17 protein-coding genes, 3 tRNA genes and 1 riboswitch (1 of these 21 cut by a window edge) are annotated in these 18,248 nt (G+C 31.6%); of the genes, 14 read left to right on the forward strand and 6 right to left on the reverse strand.

Features of this window, described 5'->3' with window-relative positions:
* The 7 genes from V7P59_RS09430 to V7P59_RS09460 form a co-directional block, all read left to right on the forward strand.
* Positions 1 to 54, forward strand: a tRNA-Lys gene (locus V7P59_RS09430) (it extends 119 nt beyond the left edge of the window).
* 29 nt (positions 55 to 83) lie between these two features.
* Positions 84 to 156: transfer RNA gene (locus tag V7P59_RS09435), tRNA-Lys, on the forward strand.
* A 44-nt stretch (positions 157 to 200) separates the two neighbouring features.
* A tRNA-Leu gene (locus tag V7P59_RS09440) sits at positions 201 to 283 on the forward strand.
* A gap of 142 nt (positions 284 to 425) precedes the next feature.
* Complete coding sequence (locus tag V7P59_RS09445; RefSeq protein WP_333809917.1) at positions 426 to 1,325, forward strand: MerR family transcriptional regulator; 900 nt, start codon at positions 426 to 428, stop codon at positions 1,323 to 1,325.
* A gap of 57 nt (positions 1,326 to 1,382) precedes the next feature.
* Entirely contained in the window at positions 1,383 to 2,843 is a 1,461-nt protein-coding gene (locus V7P59_RS09450; protein ID WP_333809918.1) for a phytoene desaturase family protein, read from the forward strand.
* Position 2,844: 1 nt separating this feature from the next.
* Positions 2,845 to 3,684, forward strand: a complete 840-nt coding sequence (locus V7P59_RS09455; protein WP_333809919.1) for a phytoene/squalene synthase family protein — start codon at positions 2,845 to 2,847, stop codon at positions 3,682 to 3,684.
* Between the two features lie 97 nt (positions 3,685 to 3,781).
* Positions 3,782 to 4,225 carry a sterol desaturase family protein gene (locus V7P59_RS09460; protein WP_333809920.1) on the forward strand — a complete coding sequence of 148 codons (444 nt, stop codon included), beginning with the start codon at positions 3,782 to 3,784 and terminating at the stop codon, positions 4,223 to 4,225.
* A gap of 25 nt (positions 4,226 to 4,250) precedes the next feature.
* Here the strand turns inward: V7P59_RS09460 and V7P59_RS09465 are convergent, their stop codons facing one another.
* The 5 genes from V7P59_RS09465 to V7P59_RS09485 form a co-directional block, all read right to left on the reverse strand.
* The gene (locus V7P59_RS09465; protein ID WP_333809921.1) at positions 4,251 to 4,784 is read right to left on the reverse strand and encodes a DUF4252 domain-containing protein; all 534 of its coding nucleotides are present in this window, start codon (positions 4,782 to 4,784) and stop codon (positions 4,251 to 4,253) included.
* Positions 4,785 to 4,787: 3 nt separating this feature from the next.
* A complete protein-coding gene (locus V7P59_RS09470) occupies positions 4,788 to 5,315 on the reverse strand; it encodes a DUF4252 domain-containing protein (RefSeq protein WP_333809922.1) in 528 nt (175 codons plus the stop codon).
* Between the two features lie 7 nt (positions 5,316 to 5,322).
* Positions 5,323 to 5,766: a hypothetical protein gene (locus V7P59_RS09475; RefSeq protein ID WP_333809923.1), complete on the reverse strand. Its 444-nt coding sequence runs from the start codon at positions 5,764 to 5,766 to the stop codon at positions 5,323 to 5,325.
* Positions 5,747 to 6,262: an RNA polymerase sigma factor gene (locus V7P59_RS09480; RefSeq protein WP_333809924.1), complete on the reverse strand. Its 516-nt coding sequence runs from the start codon at positions 6,260 to 6,262 to the stop codon at positions 5,747 to 5,749. The genes V7P59_RS09475 and V7P59_RS09480 overlap by 20 nt, the downstream gene beginning before the upstream one ends.
* 112 nt (positions 6,263 to 6,374) lie before the next feature.
* Positions 6,375 to 8,312, reverse strand: a complete 1,938-nt coding sequence (locus V7P59_RS09485; protein WP_333809925.1) for a TonB-dependent receptor plug domain-containing protein — start codon at positions 8,310 to 8,312, stop codon at positions 6,375 to 6,377.
* Positions 8,313 to 8,393: 81 nt separating this feature from the next.
* Positions 8,394 to 8,652, reverse strand: a riboswitch (cobalamin riboswitch).
* Between the two features lie 301 nt (positions 8,653 to 8,953).
* On the opposite strand from V7P59_RS09485, the gene V7P59_RS09490 reads away from it, so the two are divergent.
* From V7P59_RS09490 to V7P59_RS09510, 5 genes are all read left to right on the forward strand, one after another.
* Positions 8,954 to 10,084, forward strand: coding sequence for an ABC transporter substrate-binding protein (locus V7P59_RS09490; RefSeq protein ID WP_333809926.1), 1,131 nt, complete (start codon positions 8,954 to 8,956; stop codon positions 10,082 to 10,084).
* A 125-nt stretch (positions 10,085 to 10,209) separates the two neighbouring features.
* Positions 10,210 to 11,235 (forward strand): FecCD family ABC transporter permease, encoded by a 1,026-nt coding sequence (locus tag V7P59_RS09495; RefSeq protein ID WP_333809927.1) that lies wholly within the window; start codon positions 10,210 to 10,212, stop codon positions 11,233 to 11,235.
* A 138-nt stretch (positions 11,236 to 11,373) separates the two neighbouring features.
* Complete coding sequence (locus tag V7P59_RS09500) at positions 11,374 to 11,784, forward strand: GxxExxY protein (RefSeq protein WP_333809928.1); 411 nt, start codon at positions 11,374 to 11,376, stop codon at positions 11,782 to 11,784.
* 178 nt (positions 11,785 to 11,962) lie between these two features.
* Positions 11,963 to 12,748: an ABC transporter ATP-binding protein gene (locus V7P59_RS09505; protein WP_333809929.1), complete on the forward strand. Its 786-nt coding sequence runs from the start codon at positions 11,963 to 11,965 to the stop codon at positions 12,746 to 12,748.
* Positions 12,749 to 12,817: 69 nt separating this feature from the next.
* Complete coding sequence (locus V7P59_RS09510; protein WP_333809930.1) at positions 12,818 to 13,579, forward strand: dienelactone hydrolase family protein; 762 nt, start codon at positions 12,818 to 12,820, stop codon at positions 13,577 to 13,579.
* A 57-nt stretch (positions 13,580 to 13,636) separates the two neighbouring features.
* Here the strand turns inward: V7P59_RS09510 and V7P59_RS09515 are convergent, their stop codons facing one another.
* Positions 13,637 to 14,203 carry a pseudouridine synthase gene (locus V7P59_RS09515; RefSeq protein WP_333809931.1) on the reverse strand — a complete coding sequence of 189 codons (567 nt, stop codon included), beginning with the start codon at positions 14,201 to 14,203 and terminating at the stop codon, positions 13,637 to 13,639.
* Positions 14,204 to 14,609: 406 nt separating this feature from the next.
* Here V7P59_RS09515 and V7P59_RS09520 point away from each other — a divergent pair, with 406 nt between their 5' ends.
* Together V7P59_RS09520 and rmuC are read left to right on the forward strand one after the other, a co-directional pair.
* Positions 14,610 to 16,811, forward strand: coding sequence for a TonB-dependent receptor (locus V7P59_RS09520; RefSeq protein ID WP_333809932.1), 2,202 nt, complete (start codon positions 14,610 to 14,612; stop codon positions 16,809 to 16,811).
* A 47-nt stretch (positions 16,812 to 16,858) separates the two neighbouring features.
* The gene (gene rmuC, locus V7P59_RS09525; RefSeq protein WP_333809933.1) at positions 16,859 to 18,247 is read left to right on the forward strand and encodes a DNA recombination protein RmuC; all 1,389 of its coding nucleotides are present in this window, start codon (positions 16,859 to 16,861) and stop codon (positions 18,245 to 18,247) included.
* The last annotated feature ends 1 nt before the right edge of the window (position 18,248 follow it).

Raw genomic sequence — 18,248 nt, forward strand, 5'->3', positions numbered from 1 at the left:
TAGAGCACATCACTTTTAATGATGGGGTCCTGGGTTCGAATCCCAGCCAGGTCACTACATAAAACTTATTTCTTGAACGCACCGACTTGGTAGCTCAGCTGGTAGAGCACATCACTTTTAATGATGGGGTCCTGGGTTCGAATCCCAGCCAGGTCACGAAAAAATTAAAGACGTTGCAATGCAACGTCTTTGTTGTTTAAGGCCAAGTGGAGAAACGGTAGACTCGCCATCTTGAGGGGGTGGTGCTCGTAAGGGCGTGAGGGTTCAAATCCCTCCTTGGTCACTTTTATTTTGATTTTACTTTTAATTTACCCTTTTACATCTAATTTGTTTAACCAAAACTAAAATATCGTTAAACATTTTTTTTGAAATAATTTTTTTGTTCATATTTTTTATTACATTTGTTAAACAAAATGAAATGAGAAATGAACAACGTTAAAAATGTTTTCAGTATCAAAGATTTAGAAAATCTTTCAGGAATTAAAGCACATACAATTCGTATTTGGGAAAAACGCTACAATGTTTTAGAACCTATGCGTTCTGATACTAATATACGTTCCTATGATATTAAAAATTTACAAAAACTTTTAAATATTGTTTTGCTTCACAATTACGGGTATAAAATATCTAAAATTGGAGCTTTAACTCAAGAACAAATCAACAAACTTGCTAACGATATCATTTCTGAAAAAAGTGCAAAAAATCATGCCATAAGCACTTTCAAAATGGCAATGATGAATTTTGATCAATCTTTATTCTTTAAAACTTATAATCAATTATTAAGTGAAAAATCATTTCGTGAAGTATTTTATACTGTCTTCATACCACTAATGCAAGAAATTGGATTTCTATGGCAAACAGAAACCATATCACCTGCACATGAACATTTCATTAGCTACTTAATTAAACAAAAACTTTTAATAAATACCGAAAAAGTTCAAATACTAGAACCAACAAGAACAGACAAAGTATTTGTTTTATTTCTTCCTTTAAACGAAGTACACGAACTTGGATTAATGTATTTAAACTACGAAATCCTACTTAAAGGCTACCAAACCATCTACTTAGGTGAAAGCATTCCAACTGAAAGTCTACTAGACCTTGTCAATTCATATGAAAAAATATCTTTTGTGAGTTATTTAACTGTAGAACCAAATCAAGAAGAAATTGATAATTACATTAATGAGATACAAACCAAATTAATTGAAAATACAAATCATGAATTGTTTTTATTAGGCAGAATGACACAATTTATACAAACCAAAACTCTAAATAAGAACGTACATATATTTAATAGTATAGAAGAACTTTCAAATACTTTATAAAAAAAGATTTGTTTTGTTTAATTTTTTACTATTTTTGTTAAACAAAATTTAAAACAAGTGAGTAAAAAAATCGCTATAATCGGTTCAGGATTTTCTTCATTAGCAGCTGCTTGCTATTTAGCGAAAAAAGGCAATGAAGTTACTGTATATGAAAAAAATAGTACTATAGGAGGAAGAGCACGTCAACTTAAAAAAGAAGGTTTCACCTTCGACATTGGACCAACATGGTATTGGATGCCTGATGTATTTGAACGATTTTTTGCTGATTTCAACAAGAAACCGTCAGATTATTACGAGTTAATCAAGCTTTCTCCAGCGTATCAAGTTTATTTTGGACACTTGGATTTTGTAACCATTGCTGATAATCTCCCTGAAATTGTAAAAACTTTCGAATCTATTGAAAAAGGAAGCGGAAAACAATTAGAGCAATTCATGGCTGAGGCTAAAAGTAATTATGACATTGCCATTAAGGATTTAGTTTATCGTCCGGGTGAATCACCATTAGAACTAATTACGTTAGAAACCGCTAAAAAAGTGAATCAATTCTTCAGTAACATCAAAAAAGATGTTCGTAAAAGATTCAAAAACATAAAACTAGTTCAAATTTTAGAATTTCCTGTTTTATTTTTAGGTGCTAAACCTAGTGATACGCCATCGTTTTATAATTTCATGAACTTTGCCGACTTTGGGTTAGGAACATGGCATCCAAAAAACGGAATGTACTCGGTAATTTTAGCCATGGAAGCATTAGCAAAAGAATTAGGCGTCAAAATTGAAACGAATTCAAATGTTCAAAAAATTGATGTTACTAATGGAAAAGCTACCGATTTATTAGTAAACAACAAAATCATTTCAGCTGATATAATTCTGAGCGGAGCCGATTATCATCATTCAGAAACATTATTGGACGAAAAATACCGTCAGTATTCAGAAAAATATTGGGAAAACAAAACATTTGCTCCTTCTTCGCTCCTATTTTATGTAGGATTTGATAAAAAAATAGAAAACGTAGAACATCATTCTTTGTTTTTTGATGTAGATTTTGATGTGCATGCAGAAGCAATTTACGATCATCCAAAATGGCCACAAGAACCGTTGTTTTATGCAAGCTTTCCATCAAAAACCGATACTAATTCTGCTCCTGAAGGAAAAGAAGCAGGAATCTTTTTAATTCCGTTAGCACCAGGATTAGAAGATACAAATGAATTGAGAGAATTGTATTTCGAAAAAATAATTTCTCGTCTTGAAAGATTAACGAATCAAGATGTTAAAAATAATATTATATTTAAAGAATCATTTTGTGTTAATGATTTTATCAAAGAATATAATTCGTACAAAGGGAATGCATATGGTATGGCAAATACTTTACTGCAAACTGCTTTTTTAAGACCTAAATTGAAAAGTAAAAAAGTACAAAACTTATATTTTACTGGACAATTAACTGTGCCAGGACCTGGTGTTCCACCGTCTTTAATTTCAGGAAAATTAGTTGCCGATTTAATAAAAAAGTATCAATAGTATGAAGTCCATTTTTGATAACGTTTCCTTTGATTGTAGCGTAAAAGTTACAAAAGCTTACAGTACGTCTTTTTCATCTGCTGTAAAAATGTTAGCTCCAAGTATCCGTCAAGACATTTATAATATTTACGGATTTGTTCGCTTTGCTGACGAAATTGTTGACACTTTTCATGATTACGATAAAGAAGCTTTGTTTTCTCAATTTGAAAAAGAATTAAGTTTAGCGCTTTCTCAAAAGATAAGTTTAAATCCTATTTTAAATTCATTTCAACATACCGTAAATAAATACAACATTCCAATGGAATTAATTGATGCTTTTATGCATAGTATGAAATTAGATTTACATAAATCGGTTTATACTACTGTGGAAGAATACAATCAATATATTTATGGGTCGGCTGACGTTGTAGGCTTGATGTGTTTGAAAGTTTTCGTAAATGGAGATGATGAAAAATACCAAGAATTAAAAGATTCGGCTATGCGATTAGGCTCTGCATTTCAAAAAGTGAATTTCTTGCGTGATTTAAAAGCCGATTTTGAAGAACTTAGTAGAACTTATTTTCCAAATACCGATTTAAATCATTTAGATGAAAAATCGAAACAAGAAATTATTGCCGATATTGAAAGTGATTTTGAAGCTGCATTTGAAGGAATAAAAAACTTACCTTTAGAAGCTAAATTTGGAGTTTATACGGCTTACAGATATTACAAGAAATTACTAAGTAAATTAAAAAACACTCCTTCTTTTGAAATTAAAAACACTAGAATTCGTGTTCCAGATTACGAAAAAGTAGGTTTGTTAGCGAAATGCTATTTGAATTATAGATTGAACATTTTGTAAGGTTATGGAAGATGAAAGTTGAATTTGCTCTAAAATTTGAACTTATCCAGAAGCTTCAAGATTGAATTTGAAATTAATTATTGAAATTTAAAATATTATGTGGATACATATCTTAGTTTTTTTTACTACTTTTTGCTTTATGGAATTTATGGCATGGTTTAGTCATAAATACATTATGCACGGATTTTTATGGAATTTACATGCAGATCATCACAAAAAAGATCACGATTCATGGTTTGAACGTAACGATGCTTTCTTTATTTTTTATGCTTTAGTGAGTATCGGTTGTTTTTTGCTGTGGAAATACAATATTTTAGAAATAGGTTTAGCTATTGGAATTGGGATTTTTGCTTACGGATTGGCTTATTTTTTAGTTCACGATATTTTCATTCACCAACGATTTAAGTTGTTTAGAAATGCAAACAATCGCTATGCAAAAGCTGTTAGAAGAGCGCATAAAATGCATCATAAACACATTGGTAAAGAAGATGGAGAATGTTTTGGAATGTTAATAGTTCCTTTAAAATACTTTAAAAACTAAAAAATCCCGCAGGTGCGGGATTTTTTTATTTCATAAGTTGTTGTAAGGGTTTCAATTGCTCCATATCTACTTGAGATTTTTGTAGTAAACTCAGCATATTCATAATATGGGTCGGATTCATATCGTTTCCTAAAACGCGAACTATAGCAAAACCCTTTTCTTTCTTACCCGCTAAAACTACAAACTCTTCAATATGTTCGTCATCATTTCCAACGAAGTAAATTGCGGCACCATCATTTCCTGAACCTGCTTTCATTAATTGCTGGTAGCTTTCGTCTTTCAAAATAGCTTTCACTTCTTTGATTTCGTTATCATATCCAGTAATATCTGTAGAATCTGTTCTAAAAGCTAAGATATTCATTTTCTCAAACGATTCTAAAGCAGCTTTTTCTGTTTCAGATAAGGTTATTTTATCTGTTTTAATAATGCTTGGTGCTAAATCTAATGCAATAAACTTAGGCGATTCTGTATTTTTTACAAAATATTTTTGAAGTGTAGGTTTATCTTCACAACTCCATAATAAAATCACACATGAAACAAATACTAATAACTTCTTCATCGTTTATTTTTTAGATGCTTTCTTTAAATCATCACCACCTGGAATACTCATTTTATCTGTTAACATGGATATTTCATCTAAACTAAAGTTTCCTGTTAATGACAAAACAACTGTATTAGCATCTTTCATGTTAGCTCCTTCAATAAACATTAAAAGTTCTTTAACTATATTTTCATTAGCACCCGATTTAACGTAAATTTTTACCGTTTTACCATCACCATTCACACGCATTAACTCATCTAATGGATTCGATTTTAAGTAACTATTTACAGTAGCTTTCATGTCGGCACTAATTTTCGCATTACTTGTTGTAAACACTTTTAAGTTATCTAATTTTTTTAACAAGCTCATGTATTGTTGCGTTTCTTTATCTTTAGCATCCACTTTTACTTTGCTCATCATTTCAAACATTTTCTTGTTCACCACAACTGATGCTACACCTTCTTTATCTTCAAATTTATCAAAAACGCCTTGAGCAAAAGATACTGTTGATGCCATTAAAAATGCAATAACTACTACTAAATTTTTCATTTTTCTATTATTTAAAAATTGTTTTTTTTGTTTTTTCATATTCTTCTAAATATACTACACTTTCCATGCCAACATTTACTTGTTCTGAAACTAGTAATAAAGCTTTTTGTGTAGCGGCAAAGGCTTCTTCTGGATTATCATACGTTCCTAAATCTTCATGTTTAGGTTCAGATGAATTAAAATAGAAGGTTGCCAATCCAAAAAGTACAACAAAACTTGCTGCTATACCTATCCATTTTACAATATTTTGTTTTCTAGGTTGTAATGGAAGTTTTTGCTCGAATTGCGTTCCTTTTTGGGTTTCAAAGTAACCAAATAGCGATTGATATTTTACCAAATGCGGTGCCACATCATGGGAAGAAAAATAGGCCTTTAATTGTTTTTCTTCTGCTATTGTAGTTTCTCCTTGAAAGTATTTTTCCAATAATTGTTCAACTAACTTGAGTTCCATAATTATGTGTTTTTTCAATTTGTTCTCTTAAGGTTTTTCGCGCTCTTGATAAAGCTACTCGAACCGCTGTTTCATTCATTTCTAATACTTGAGCTATTTCTGAAAATTCGTATTCTTCAATTTCTCTTAGTTGTAATATTAATCTTTGTTGTTCAGGTAAATCGTTTATTAACTTTTCTGCCCATTGCAACGTATTTTGATGTTCAATTTGTGCTTCAACACTAGCTTGCTTGTCTTGATAATTGTTATGCACAATTTGTAAATTCGTAGCTCTTTTGCTTTTGAGTTGATCCAAACAATAATTCTTGGTCATCGTCATCGCTAAAGCTTCTACACTATTATATTGCTCTAAAGCACTGTTTTTATTCCATAATCTCACCAAAACTTCTTGAGTAGCATCTTCTGCTTCCTCTGTACTCACGAGCATTCGCTTCGCTAAACGAAATAACTTATCCTTAAAAGGAGTAATTATTTGTACAAACTCGTTTTGGTTCATTTTAATTAATTGATTTATAATGAAGACGAATGTAATTCAATTTTGTTACAAAAAGAAAAAAGGTTTTGATAAAAAACATCAAAACCTTTCAAAATCAAACAATTAACTTTATTTAAAACATAAAATTTAAACCTAATTTATAATTTCTTCCTCTTGTGTTGTATCCAATTACTTCTTGAAAATCATCATTTAAAATATTAGTTACTGCTCCAAAAATTTGCAAACGATTTGGTAGTAACTCATACGAAACATTAGAATTCACTAATTGATACGACGGTAAAGTAACAGCTTGCGTTGCAAAAATATTCATATCATAAAAAGCGTCACTTCTTTTATCTACATATTGATAATTGATACCGAATGTTCCTCTTTTAAATTTATAGCTCAAATCAACATTTGCTTTATGTTTTGGAATCAATCGGTTTAATTGTCTTTCTACTTCAGTAAAAGTATAATTTCCACCAATATTAAATCGCTCTGATAATGCATAGCGAATGCTAGCTTCTACACCTTTTGCATTATTAATACCTTCGTTATTGATATAAAAAGATTCAAAAGTGGATGAATCATAATAAAATCCGAATGTATTTTCTTCTTCCCTGTAAAAACCAACTGCGTTGATCGTTAATTTTTTATCTAACAATTGCGATTCAAAACCTAATTCTGCGGTTGCATTTTCTTCTGGAGTTAAATTTAAATTTCCGTAAGGTCCGTATAATTGATATAAACTTGGTGTTATGAAAGCCGTACTGTAGGAAGCTAACACTTTCAATGGTAAATTTTCAAACGAATAACTCGGATTGAAATTATAAACTGCTTGATTTCCGTATTCGCTATGTGTGTTAAAACGAGCACCAGCATTAATGTTTAAACCAAAATCAGAATTATAAACAAGTGTTGCATACGGATCTAATAAATTGAACTTCGCTCCTTCTCTTGCAACATCAGTATATGCATCTTTTTGTGTCATATCGAAATATTGATATTGTGCACCTAATACTAAATATACTTGGTTACTAAAGTTGTATTTGTTGAAAGCATCAATTGAAGCTGTTCTACCTGTATAATTATAAGTATCGATTGCACCTGACCAGCTGTTTGACATATTAATAGTTCTATCAATAGTTGAAGCACCAGCATTAATTGCAAATTCTCCTTTATTGTATTTGTATTTTGGTAAAAATCCGATTCTGAACTGTTCCGAAAAACTATTGTTGTTCAAATCGTCAGAATTGGCAATGAAACCATCAAACGAATTATCAAATGTATTTTTGATTCGGTCATAATTCCCGAAAAACTCAAAACTTAATTTATCATTCGCTTTGAATCCAATTTTTTGCAACACATTCACTCTCGAAAAGGTATCTTCTTCGAAATTTTCTCCAGCGGCTTCCGACATTCCTTTAGTTTCGGTACTATTTAAAGTCGTCATGTACGAAACTTTATTGATTGTACCGTTTACTGATAAACCCTGATTGAAATCTTGCGCACTTGTCTTTGAAGTTTCCGAAGTATTTTGCGTTCCCATATTGATATACGCATTTCCAGAAATTTCTTTTTTAGCCGATTTTTTCAACGTAATATTGATAACTCCAGTTGCCGCTCCAGTTCCGTATAGCGTACTCGAAGCGCCTTTCATAACTTCAATTTTCTCGATTTGTTCTACTGGAATTAAACGCAAATCGTATTCAATATTAATTCCCGATGCATCAGAAACCGGAACACCATCAATATAAATAGCAACTTGACGATTACGGCCTCCACGAATGTAATAACCTAAGTTTTTCCCATTAAAGGATTGATTTCCGTTGATTTCCACTCCTGCAACCTGACTCAAAACATTAGCCAAATTTTGACCTTTTTTAGCTTCTAGGTCTTGTGCAGTAATCACTTCAATAATTTTACCTGATTTTTCTTTGCTCTGCGCAAATTTTGTGTCCGAAATAACAACTTCTTTTAAGTTGTTAACTTTTAACGTATCTGAATCTTGAGCATACGCAAAAGCAGTAGCCAGTGTAAATACACTTAAGCCAATAAACTTTTTGTTCATTTTAGGGTTAATAAAAATTTTAATAAATCTGGGAGAAAAGCACAGAATTTACCCATACTCAAACTTTTTTTCCCGAAAGTTTGTTACTCAATGAATATGGCAGGTCTCCTGGCTTGCGTCTTGTTATCAACCTTCCCATCGAAAGTTAGAAATTAGAAATTAGAAGTTAGAAATTTTCTAAATTCAGAATTCTTAATTCTAAATTAACAACAGTGGTAATGTAGATAATAACAAGCTTTATAGCTTACAGTTGCGGGTACAGCTTAGGTCTTACACCTAATTCCCTTTTAATGTTGGTTTGAAAAATTCAGAAACAACAACCAAAATTCGGGTGCAAATTTACATTAATTTCAATAGAATGCAATTTTTAAAAAACATTCTTCAACAAATAACAATCTACTTCTTCTTATTCAGTTTACGCCACAACCAAATAAAACCAATTACAAAGTGTGCAATTACAATCGTGGCTACTGCATAAATAAACTCGTTAGAATCTGTTCTCATGTTTTTTTTTACAAATTTAGTGGTTTTGTTAATTGCTTTCTGTCTTATTTGTTACACAAAGTTACATGAAAAAACCTTTGCATATTTGCGTCTTTGTGAGCAAAAAATAAAAAACTACTTTTGCAAAAAACAATTTCATGCGCCACTATTTCATTTTAGTCGTTTTATTTTTAGGATTTATCCAATGTAAAAAATCAGAAAATTCTATAAATCAGAATACTTCCGTTAAAAGTAGTATTGAATATGCTCAAGGCTTTTCTATTGAAAAATACAATGGTTTTTCGGTGGTAAAAGTTTCGAATGCGTATCCAGAAGCAAAAGATAATTACACTTATGTACTTCATAAAAAAGGCGTTCAAATTCCAGATAGCTTACAACAATTTACTGCAATTGAAGTGCCAATTAAAAAAGTAATCGTTACTTCAACAACACATATTCCTGCATTAGAATCATTAGGAGTTGAAACCACCTTAATTGGTTTTCCAACTACCCAATATATTTCATCTGAAAAAACAAGAACTTTAATCGATGCTGGAAAAGTGAGAGATTTAGGTTCCAATCAAGGCTTAAATACCGAAGTTATTTTAGACATTCAACCTGATGTAATTGTTGGTTTTAGCGTTGATGGCGATTTAAAAACCTACAAAAACTTAGAAAAAAATGGTCAAAAAATCATCTTCAACGGAGATTGGACTGAAAAAACACCTTTAGGAAAAGCCGAATGGATTAAGTTTTTTGGTGCTTTGTATGATTTAGATGAAAAAGCAACAGAAATCTTCAACTCAATTGAAAAAGAATACAATTCGGTATTAGCTTTAGCTAAAAATGCAAAATCTCAGCCAACAATTTTTGCTGGTGCCATCTATGAAGACCAATGGTTTTTACCACAAGGCGATAGTTGGGCTGCCTATTTCTTAAAAGAAGCCAATGGCAATTATCTATGGAAAGATTCCAAAGGAACAGGAAGCTTAGCTTTATCGTTCGAAAGTGTTTTAGACATAGCCAAAGACGCTGATTTTTGGATTGGTCCTGGCCAATTTACATCGATTCAACAAATTTTGGATAACAATCCAAATTACATTCATTTTAAAGCGGTTAAGAACAAAAACGTGTATTCGTTTAGCACAAAAAAAGGCAAAACAGGAGGCATTATTTATTACGAATTAGCACAAAATCGTCCAGATTTGGTTTTGAAAGATATCGTGAAAATTTTACATCCTGAAGTGTTGCCAAATTATGAGTTGTACTTTTTTGAGAAGTTGAAATAATTTTTGCTCGCAAAGACGCTAAGTCGCTAAGTTTTTTTTATGAAACTTTGTGAAAACTTCGTATAACTTTGTGCTATACAACTAAAATATATTCTAAAAACGTAATTTAGCCAAAAATTCAACGCATGCCATTAACCAAAAAACAAAATCTTCTTTTCATCCTCTTGCTCATGGCAATGGTGTTTTTGTTTTTGGTTGATATTAGTTTAGGTTCCGTTTCTATCCCTTTGAAAGAAGTCGTTAAAGGACTTTTATCTCAAGAAATGAGTAAGGAAAGTTGGGAAATTATTCTATGGAATTTCCGTTTTCCAAAAGCCATAACCGCTATTTTAGTAGGAATCGGATTGTCAATGAGCGGACTTTTGATGCAAACCTTATTCCGAAATCCGTTGGCTGGACCTTATGTTTTAGGATTGAGTTCGGGTGCTAGTTTAGGAGTGGCGTTTATCATTTTAGGAACTGGGTTTTTACCAACATTCATTTCCTCTTTCTTCTTATCGAATTACGGATTGGTTTTGGCCTCTAGTTTAGGTAGCTTTTTAGTTTTGATGGCGGTTTTATTGGTATCGCAAAAATTAAAAGACACCATGGCCATTCTGATTGTCGGATTGATGTTTGGAAGTTTTACGAGTGCGATAGTATCGGTTTTATCTTATTTTACTTCGGCTGAAAAATTGCAGAAATTCACCTTTTGGTCCATGGGAAGCATTTCAAATTTATCATGGAATGAAATTTCGCTTTTGTCCTTTTTTGTTATCATCGGAATTGGAATTAGTTTCATGGTTATCAAACCTTTGAACGCTTTATTATTAGGAGAAAAATACGCCCAAAGCATCGGAATCAATTATAAAAAAACCCGATTTTTAATTATTTTGGCCACCAGTATTTTAGCAGGAAGTATTACTGCATTTGCTGGACCAATTGCTTTTATTGGTTTGGCAGTTCCGCACATGGCTAAATTGTTATTTCAAACAAGTAATCATTTTGTGTTGTTTTGGAGTACGCTTTTACTTGGCGCAATTGTGATGCTTTGTTGTGATACGATTGCGCAAGTTCCAGGAAATGATATTACCTTACCAATAAATGCAATAACTTCTGTAATGGGAGCACCAGTAGTAATTTGGTTGTTAGTGAGAAAGAAACGTTTTTAGTTAAAACTTAAATTAAGATAAAACCACATAGAAACATAGGTTTATTGTTTTTGAGACATACATAGAAAACTAGTTTTTTTATCATAGAGAAAATGAAATAATATTGATCTATTTTTCTATTTGGTAAATAAAAAAAATATGACGCAGAAATATTTAGACGAACTCACATTTAATGTTATTGGAGCTGCTATTGAAGTACATAAAAACATGGGTAGTGGATTATTAGAAAGTGTTTATCAACAATGTATGATTGAGGAATTAACCAACAGAAATATAAATTTTGTTTCCGAATTTAAAGTTCCTGTTGTTTACAAAGGAAAAGAACTAGATATTGAATTTCGTTGTGATTTATTCGTAGAAAATTGTTTAATAGTTGAATTGAAATCAGTTTCAGAAATAAAACCAATTCATGATGCTCAAGTTTTAAATTATATGAACTTATTAAAGGTTCCGAAGGGAATTATAATCAACTTTAATTGTTTCAATATTTTCAGAGAAGGTCAAAAAACATTTGTAAACGAGTATTTCAAAAAATTAGAAAAAGAATAAACCTATATAAAACTTTAGTTTCTAGATAAAACTCATAAAAAAACTATGTTTCTATGTGGTAAAACCTATTTCAAAAAATTAGAAAAAGAATAAACCTTATATAAAACTTTAGTTTCTAAACAAAACTCAAAAAAAAAACTATGTTTCTATGTGGTAAACCCTATTTTTGTATTTCACAATGACCAAACAAAATTTCACCATACAAACTCAAAACCTTTCGATTGGCTACAAATCCAAATCGGAAACGATTACTATTGCTCAAAACATCAATCTTAGTTTAGATAAAGGGAAATTAATCGCTTTAATTGGTGAAAACGGAATTGGGAAATCCACTTTATTAAAGACATTAACTGGAATCATTCCACCTTTACAAGGCGAAGTAACTTTACTAAACAAATCACTTCAAAACTACAAACCACTCGATTTGGCGCAAGAATTAAGCATCGTTTTAACCGAAAAATTGCCACCAAGTAACTTAACCGTTTACGAAATCATCGCGTTAGGAAGACAGCCATATACCAATTGGTTAGGAACATTATCAGAAGAAGACAAAACTAAAATTGAAGAAGCGATTGCCTTAACCGAGATCCAACATTTGGTTCACAAAAAACATGACGAAATCAGTGATGGTCAGTTGCAAATTGCTTTGATTGCACGTGCTTTGGCGCAAGATACTTCGATTATCATTTTGGATGAACCTACAACTCATTTAGATTTGGTTCACAAAGCAACTTTATTAAAATTGTTGCAAAAACTCACGCACGAAACTGGCAAAACTATCCTCTACTCTACGCATGATATTGATTTAGCGATTCAAATGACAGACGAAATGATTGTGTTTACACCAACTCAAATTGTTCAAGACCAACCTTGTAATTTAATTCAAACAGGGATTTTCAATACGTTGTTTGATACCGAACATTTAACTTTTGATGCTTCCATTGGCAAGTTTAAAATCAAATAATTTATCCCAATTTTACCTTTTGTTTAACTATTTCTGTTATCGATTTTCATAATTTTACTAAAAAAAGTTATGATGTACCTTTACATTACCTTACTCTTAGCAACAATGAATAGCTTCGGACAATTAGTAAAAGTAGATTACGCCGATGGTAATCAAAAATTAGAAGGCTTTTTTGCTAAAGCACAAAAAGCAAATCCAAAAAAAATTGGCATAATCGTTTTACCAGCTTGGATGGGCGTTGATGCACACGCTAAAGAATCCGCAGAAGCTTTAGCTAAATTAGGCTATCATGCTTTTGTAGCGGATATTTATGGCGTTGGAAATAATCCAAAAAATACAGGTGAAGCCGGAAAAAATGCAGGTTTCTACAAAAACAATCCTGCGGAATATCAAAAAAGAATTCAATTAGCGATTGACCAATTAGTAAAAGCGGGTGCTGATAAAAACCAAATTGCAGTTATTGGATATTGTTTTGGAGGAACTGGTGCTATTGAAGCGGCTCGTGGCAACTTAAATGTAAAAGGAGTAGTTTCTTTTCATGGCGGTTTAGGAAAAGCTGCGAATAGTCCAACAAATGAAATTAAAGCAAAAGTTTTAGTGTTACATGGTGCAGATGATCCTTTTGTTCCTGCAAAAGAAGTTGAAGCTTTCCAAAATGAAATGCGCGAAACTAAAGCCGATTGGCAAATGATTTATTATGCAAATTCAGTTCATGCTTTTACACATAAAGATGCCGGAAGCGATAACAGCAAAGGCGCTGCTTACAACGAATTAGCGGATAAAAGAAGTTGGGAGGCGATGAAAACGTTTCTTACAGAAATTTTCAAATAATCGTTAAAGTAATTCAAAAACAGAAAACAGTTATTTCACCTGAAATAGCTGTTTTTTTTATACATCAAAACCACTCACTTCTAAAACTTCACCGGCTTTTAAATCATTTAAGTGAATGTTTCCCACACGTACACGAACCAATCGCAACGTAGGAAAACCTACCGCTGATGTCATTTTTCGCACTTGACGAAATTTGCCTTCGGTTAAAGTTATCGAAATCCAAGACGTTGGTCCGTGACGTTCATCGCGAATCTTTTTTCCGCGTTCGCCTAAATTGGGATCAGATTCTAATTTAAAAGCTTTACATTTTTTGGTTTTGTATTTTTTGCCGTGTAAACCAATCTCAATCCCGTTTTGTAATAGTTCAACAGCTTCTTCGGTAATCAATCCATCGACTTGTGCGTAATACTCTTTTTCTACCTTTTTGCTTCTTACAATTTCGCTCATCATGCCGTCAGTAGTTAGCAAAAGTAAGCCTTCAGAATCTTCGTCTAAACGACCAATTGCCATGGTGTTTTCGGGAAAATCATATAATTCGCCTAACAATTTTTTCTTGCGTTTTAATTGGTAAATAAACTGCGATAAATATCCGTAAGGTTTGTGAACAAGAAAATGATGATGCATTTAGTAATTCCGTTTAGGTGTTGCGAAGATAATAAAAACCATTAGAGTGAAACAAAAAAATAAGGAGGCCTTGCTATAAGACCTCCCTGTTTGGATTTTGATTTATTACGTTTTTCTGATCTACTATAACTTGAGAAGAATAAACGACTGAATCTCTTATTAGATATGTAACTAACGATATATTCAATAACTAATCAAAATCGTATGATAAAGTTAATGATTATTTTCATGCAAACTGATGATTTTTAATTATTTAACAGTATTTTATAATAACAATTCGATGAACATAAAATAACATCGATCAGTTTCATAATTTTCATCTAAAAAAAATAATAACAATAAAATTTAACAGTTATCTACGTAACATTTGTAATTTTATGCCACTTATTAAGCCAAAACCATCCCGATGAAAAAACAGTCTTTTATTTTATTCTTTTTTATTTCCATCATTTCTTATTCTCAAATAGTTAAAGGCAAAATCACTACTTCAGATGGTATTGCAGTTTCAGATGTTTATGTTCAAAATATCCAAAATAAATCACATGCACATTCTAATTATAAAGGGGAATTTAATTTAGAAAATTCAAAAATTGGAGATAGTATTAGTTTATCACACAAAAATTATGATGAATTAAGAACTATTTTAACCGAAGCTAATAAGTATGTTTTAAATCCTAAAGCTGTAAATTTAAAAGAAGTAGTTATTACCAATGAATTAAATCATTTACACGAAATTTCAAAGGTGGATTTGAAAATAAATCCTGTAAATTCTCCTCAAGAATTATTACGAATCGTTCCTGGATTATTCATTGGGCAACACGTTGGTGGAGGAAAAGCGGAACAAATATTCTTACGTGGTTTTGATATAGATCACGGAACTGATATTGCTATAAATGTTGATGGCGTTCCCGTAAACATGATTTCTCACGGACACGGTCAAGGATATGCTGATTTGCACTTTTTACAACCCGAAACCGTTGATAATGTTGATTTTGACAAAGGGTCGTATTTTGCCAATAAAGGCAATTTAGCCACAGCTGGTTATGTAGATTTTAATACAAAAGATCGAATTAAGAATGATGAAGTGGCGATGGAAATTGGACAATTTAATACGCAACGTATTCGAGGAATGTTCAATTTATTGTCTTCTGATAAAGAAAGTTTGTATTTCTCTGGCTCTTATTTGCAAACCGATAGCTATTTTGATTCGCCACAGAATTTTAATCGAATCAATCTTTTTTCGAAATATACCTTATATAATGAAACTTCGAAATTATCATTTTCGGTTTTTCATTTTGATAGTAAATGGAATGCTTCGGGACAAATTCCGCAAAGAGCAGTTGATCAAAGTTTAATTGGAAGATTTGGTGCTATTGATGATACTGAAGGTGGTAATACTAGTCGAACCATTTTAAACATGAAACACGAAAAACAATTGTCTGAAAACTCGAGTTTGAAAACTAATGCTTATGTTTCGTTATATGATTTCGAATTGTATTCTAACTTTACTTTTTTCTTGGAAGATCCAGTTAATGGTGATCAAATTAGACAAAAAGAAAAGCGGACTACTTTTGGATTAAATTCTGAATTTGACAAACATACTTTAATTAAAAATACACCTTTTGGTTACCAATTTGGGATTGGTTTACGTCAAGATAAAATTGATGATATTGAACTTTCACACACTGTTAATCGTGTTACAACATTAGAAAATATAATGTTAGGCGACATCAACGAAAGTAATTTATCAGGTTATGGAAACACAGAATTCAAATTCAACAAATTAATTGTAAATGCAGGAATTCGTTATGATTTTTTCAAATTTGACTACTATGACAAATTAAGTCCAACCTATTCAAACGAAACCGTAAATAAAGGAATTTTAAGTCCAAAATTGAATTTCTTATACCAATACAACAGTAACTTGCAATTATTTTTAAAATCGGGAAAAGGATTTCACAGCAACGATACTCGTGTAAATGTCGCGAATAACGGAAAGAAAACATTACCTGCTTCTTATGGTTCTGATTTAGGATTTGTATGGAAACCTTTTTCAAAATTAATTCTTAATTCAGCGGCTTGGTATTTATTTTTAGAGCAAGAATTTGTTTATGTTGGCGATGCTGGAATTGTTGAACCAAGTGGAAAAACCGCAAGAAAAGGAATAGATTTAGGCTTACGTTACCAATTAACCGATTGGTTATTCTTAAATGCAGACTATACTTATACAGATGCCAAAAGTACTGAAGAGTCTAGTGGAAATGATTATATTCCGTTAGCGCCAAAAAGTACTTTTATGGGAAGTTTGAGTGTGATTAAGAATCGTTTTTCGGGTTCATTTAAAAGTCGTTATTTAGGAGATAGACCTGCGAATGAAGATTATTCGTTAACGGCAAAAGGTTATTTTGTTTCCGATTTGAATTTGAATTATTCCTATAAAAATTTCACTGCAGGAATTTTAATTGAAAACGTTTTTAATGCCGAATGGAATGAAACCCAATTTGAAACTGAATCGCAATTGCAAGGCGAAACATCATCTGTAACAGAAATCCATTTTACACCTGGAACGCCTTTCAATTTAAGAGCAGTTTTGAGTTATAAGTTTTAAATAATTCGAAAAATAGTAGTACATTTAACTTCAATTAATATTTTTTTATGCCAGAATCCATGCTTATTTTAATCACTTTCATTGTAGCACTTGCCGTTGGAATCTTCCTTGGAAAGTTGTTTTTTAGCGCCAAATCACAATCCGAAAAATCAGGTTTAGAAGAACGAATTAACGGACTTTTAAATCAAATGGAACAATTGAAAGTACAATTTCAAACAGAAAGAAATCAGTTTGAAAAAGCTCTTGCCCAACTTTCATTCGAAAAAGAAAATCTTCAAAAAGAAAAGGAATCTTTAGCGATTCATTTGGCTAAAAAAGAAAATGATTTCGATAATTTATTAGAACGAAATAAAGAACAAAAGCAAGAAGTAGAACAACTTCAAGAAAAATTCACAAAAGAATTTGAAAATTTAGCTAATAAAATTCTGGAAGAGAAAACCGTAAAATTTACAGAGCAAAACAAGGAGAATTTGAAAAATATTTTGTCGCCTTTGCAAGACAAAATCCAACTTTTTGAAAAGAAAGTCGAAGATACTCACAAAGAAAGTATCGATTATCATGCCGCTTTACGCCAACAAATTTTGGGACTTCGCGAAATGAACGAACAAATGAGCAAGGAAACCATCAATTTAACAAAAGCGTTAAAAGGTGATAGCAAAATGCAAGGAAATTGGGGCGAATTAGTGTTAGAACGCGTGTTAGAAAAATCAGGATTAGAGAAAGATAGAGAGTATTTTGTGCAACAAAGTCACGTTACAGAAGATGGTAATCGTGTATTTCCAGACGTTATCATCAATCTTCCTGATGGCAAGAAAATGATTATCGATTCGAAAGTAACCTTAACCGCTTACGAACGTTATATCAACGAAGAAGATTCAGAAGTAAAAAATCAGTATTTAAAAGAACATATTATTTCGATTAATCGTCATGTGGAACAATTGGGCAGTAAAAATTACCACGATTTGTACCACATGGAAAGTCCAGATTTTGTGTTGTTGTTCATTCCAATTGAATCGGCTTTTGCAGTAGCTTTGAATGAAGATACAAGTTTATATAACAAAGCTTTTGAGAAAAATATTGTAATCGTAACACCTTCTACACTTTTGGCAACTTTACGTACGATTGACAGTATGTGGACGAACCAAAAACAACAAGAAAATGCAATTGAAATAGCGCGTCAAGCTGGTGCTTTATATGATAAATTTGAAGGTTTTGTTTCAGATTTGATTAAAATTGGGAAGAAAATGGACGAAGCTAAAATTGAATACGGCAACGCTATGAACAAGCTAGTTGACGGAAAAGGAAACCTAATTACAAGTGTTGAGAAATTGAAAAAAATGGGTGCTAAAGCCAAAAAAGCACTTCCGGAAGCTGTTTTAAAAAGAGCAAATGAAACCGATGAAATTTCATTACTTTCTGAAAACGATAACGAATAAA

The sequence above is a fragment of the Flavobacterium sp. genome (assembly GCF_036782315.1).
In the GTDB taxonomy this organism is placed as follows: Bacteria; Bacteroidota; Bacteroidia; order Flavobacteriales; family Flavobacteriaceae; genus Flavobacterium.

Coding starts and splice junctions, on each gene's coding strand:
- V7P59_RS09445 (WP_333809917.1), top strand. CDS start 426: ATGAACAACGTTAAAAATGTTTTCAGTATCAAAGATTTAGAAAATCTT.
- V7P59_RS09455 (WP_333809919.1), top strand. CDS start 2,845: ATGAAGTCCATTTTTGATAACGTTTCCTTTGATTGTAGCGTAAAAGTT.
- V7P59_RS09460 (WP_333809920.1), top strand. CDS start 3,782: ATGTGGATACATATCTTAGTTTTTTTTACTACTTTTTGCTTTATGGAA.
- V7P59_RS09465 (WP_333809921.1), bottom strand. CDS start 4,784: ATGAAGAAGTTATTAGTATTTGTTTCATGTGTGATTTTATTATGGAGT.
- V7P59_RS09470 (WP_333809922.1), bottom strand. CDS start 5,315: ATGAAAAATTTAGTAGTAGTTATTGCATTTTTAATGGCATCAACAGTA.
- V7P59_RS09475 (WP_333809923.1), bottom strand. CDS start 5,766: ATGGAACTCAAGTTAGTTGAACAATTATTGGAAAAATACTTTCAAGGA.
- V7P59_RS09480 (WP_333809924.1), bottom strand. CDS start 6,262: ATGAACCAAAACGAGTTTGTACAAATAATTACTCCTTTTAAGGATAAG.
- V7P59_RS09485 (WP_333809925.1), bottom strand. CDS start 8,312: ATGAACAAAAAGTTTATTGGCTTAAGTGTATTTACACTGGCTACTGCT.
- V7P59_RS09490 (WP_333809926.1), top strand. CDS start 8,954: ATGCGCCACTATTTCATTTTAGTCGTTTTATTTTTAGGATTTATCCAA.
- V7P59_RS09495 (WP_333809927.1), top strand. CDS start 10,210: ATGCCATTAACCAAAAAACAAAATCTTCTTTTCATCCTCTTGCTCATG.
- V7P59_RS09500 (WP_333809928.1), top strand. CDS start 11,374: ATGACGCAGAAATATTTAGACGAACTCACATTTAATGTTATTGGAGCT.
- V7P59_RS09505 (WP_333809929.1), top strand. CDS start 11,963: ATGACCAAACAAAATTTCACCATACAAACTCAAAACCTTTCGATTGGC.
- V7P59_RS09510 (WP_333809930.1), top strand. CDS start 12,818: ATGATGTACCTTTACATTACCTTACTCTTAGCAACAATGAATAGCTTC.
- V7P59_RS09515 (WP_333809931.1), bottom strand. CDS start 14,203: ATGCATCATCATTTTCTTGTTCACAAACCTTACGGATATTTATCGCAG.
- V7P59_RS09520 (WP_333809932.1), top strand. CDS start 14,610: ATGAAAAAACAGTCTTTTATTTTATTCTTTTTTATTTCCATCATTTCT.
- rmuC (WP_333809933.1), top strand. CDS start 16,859: ATGCCAGAATCCATGCTTATTTTAATCACTTTCATTGTAGCACTTGCC.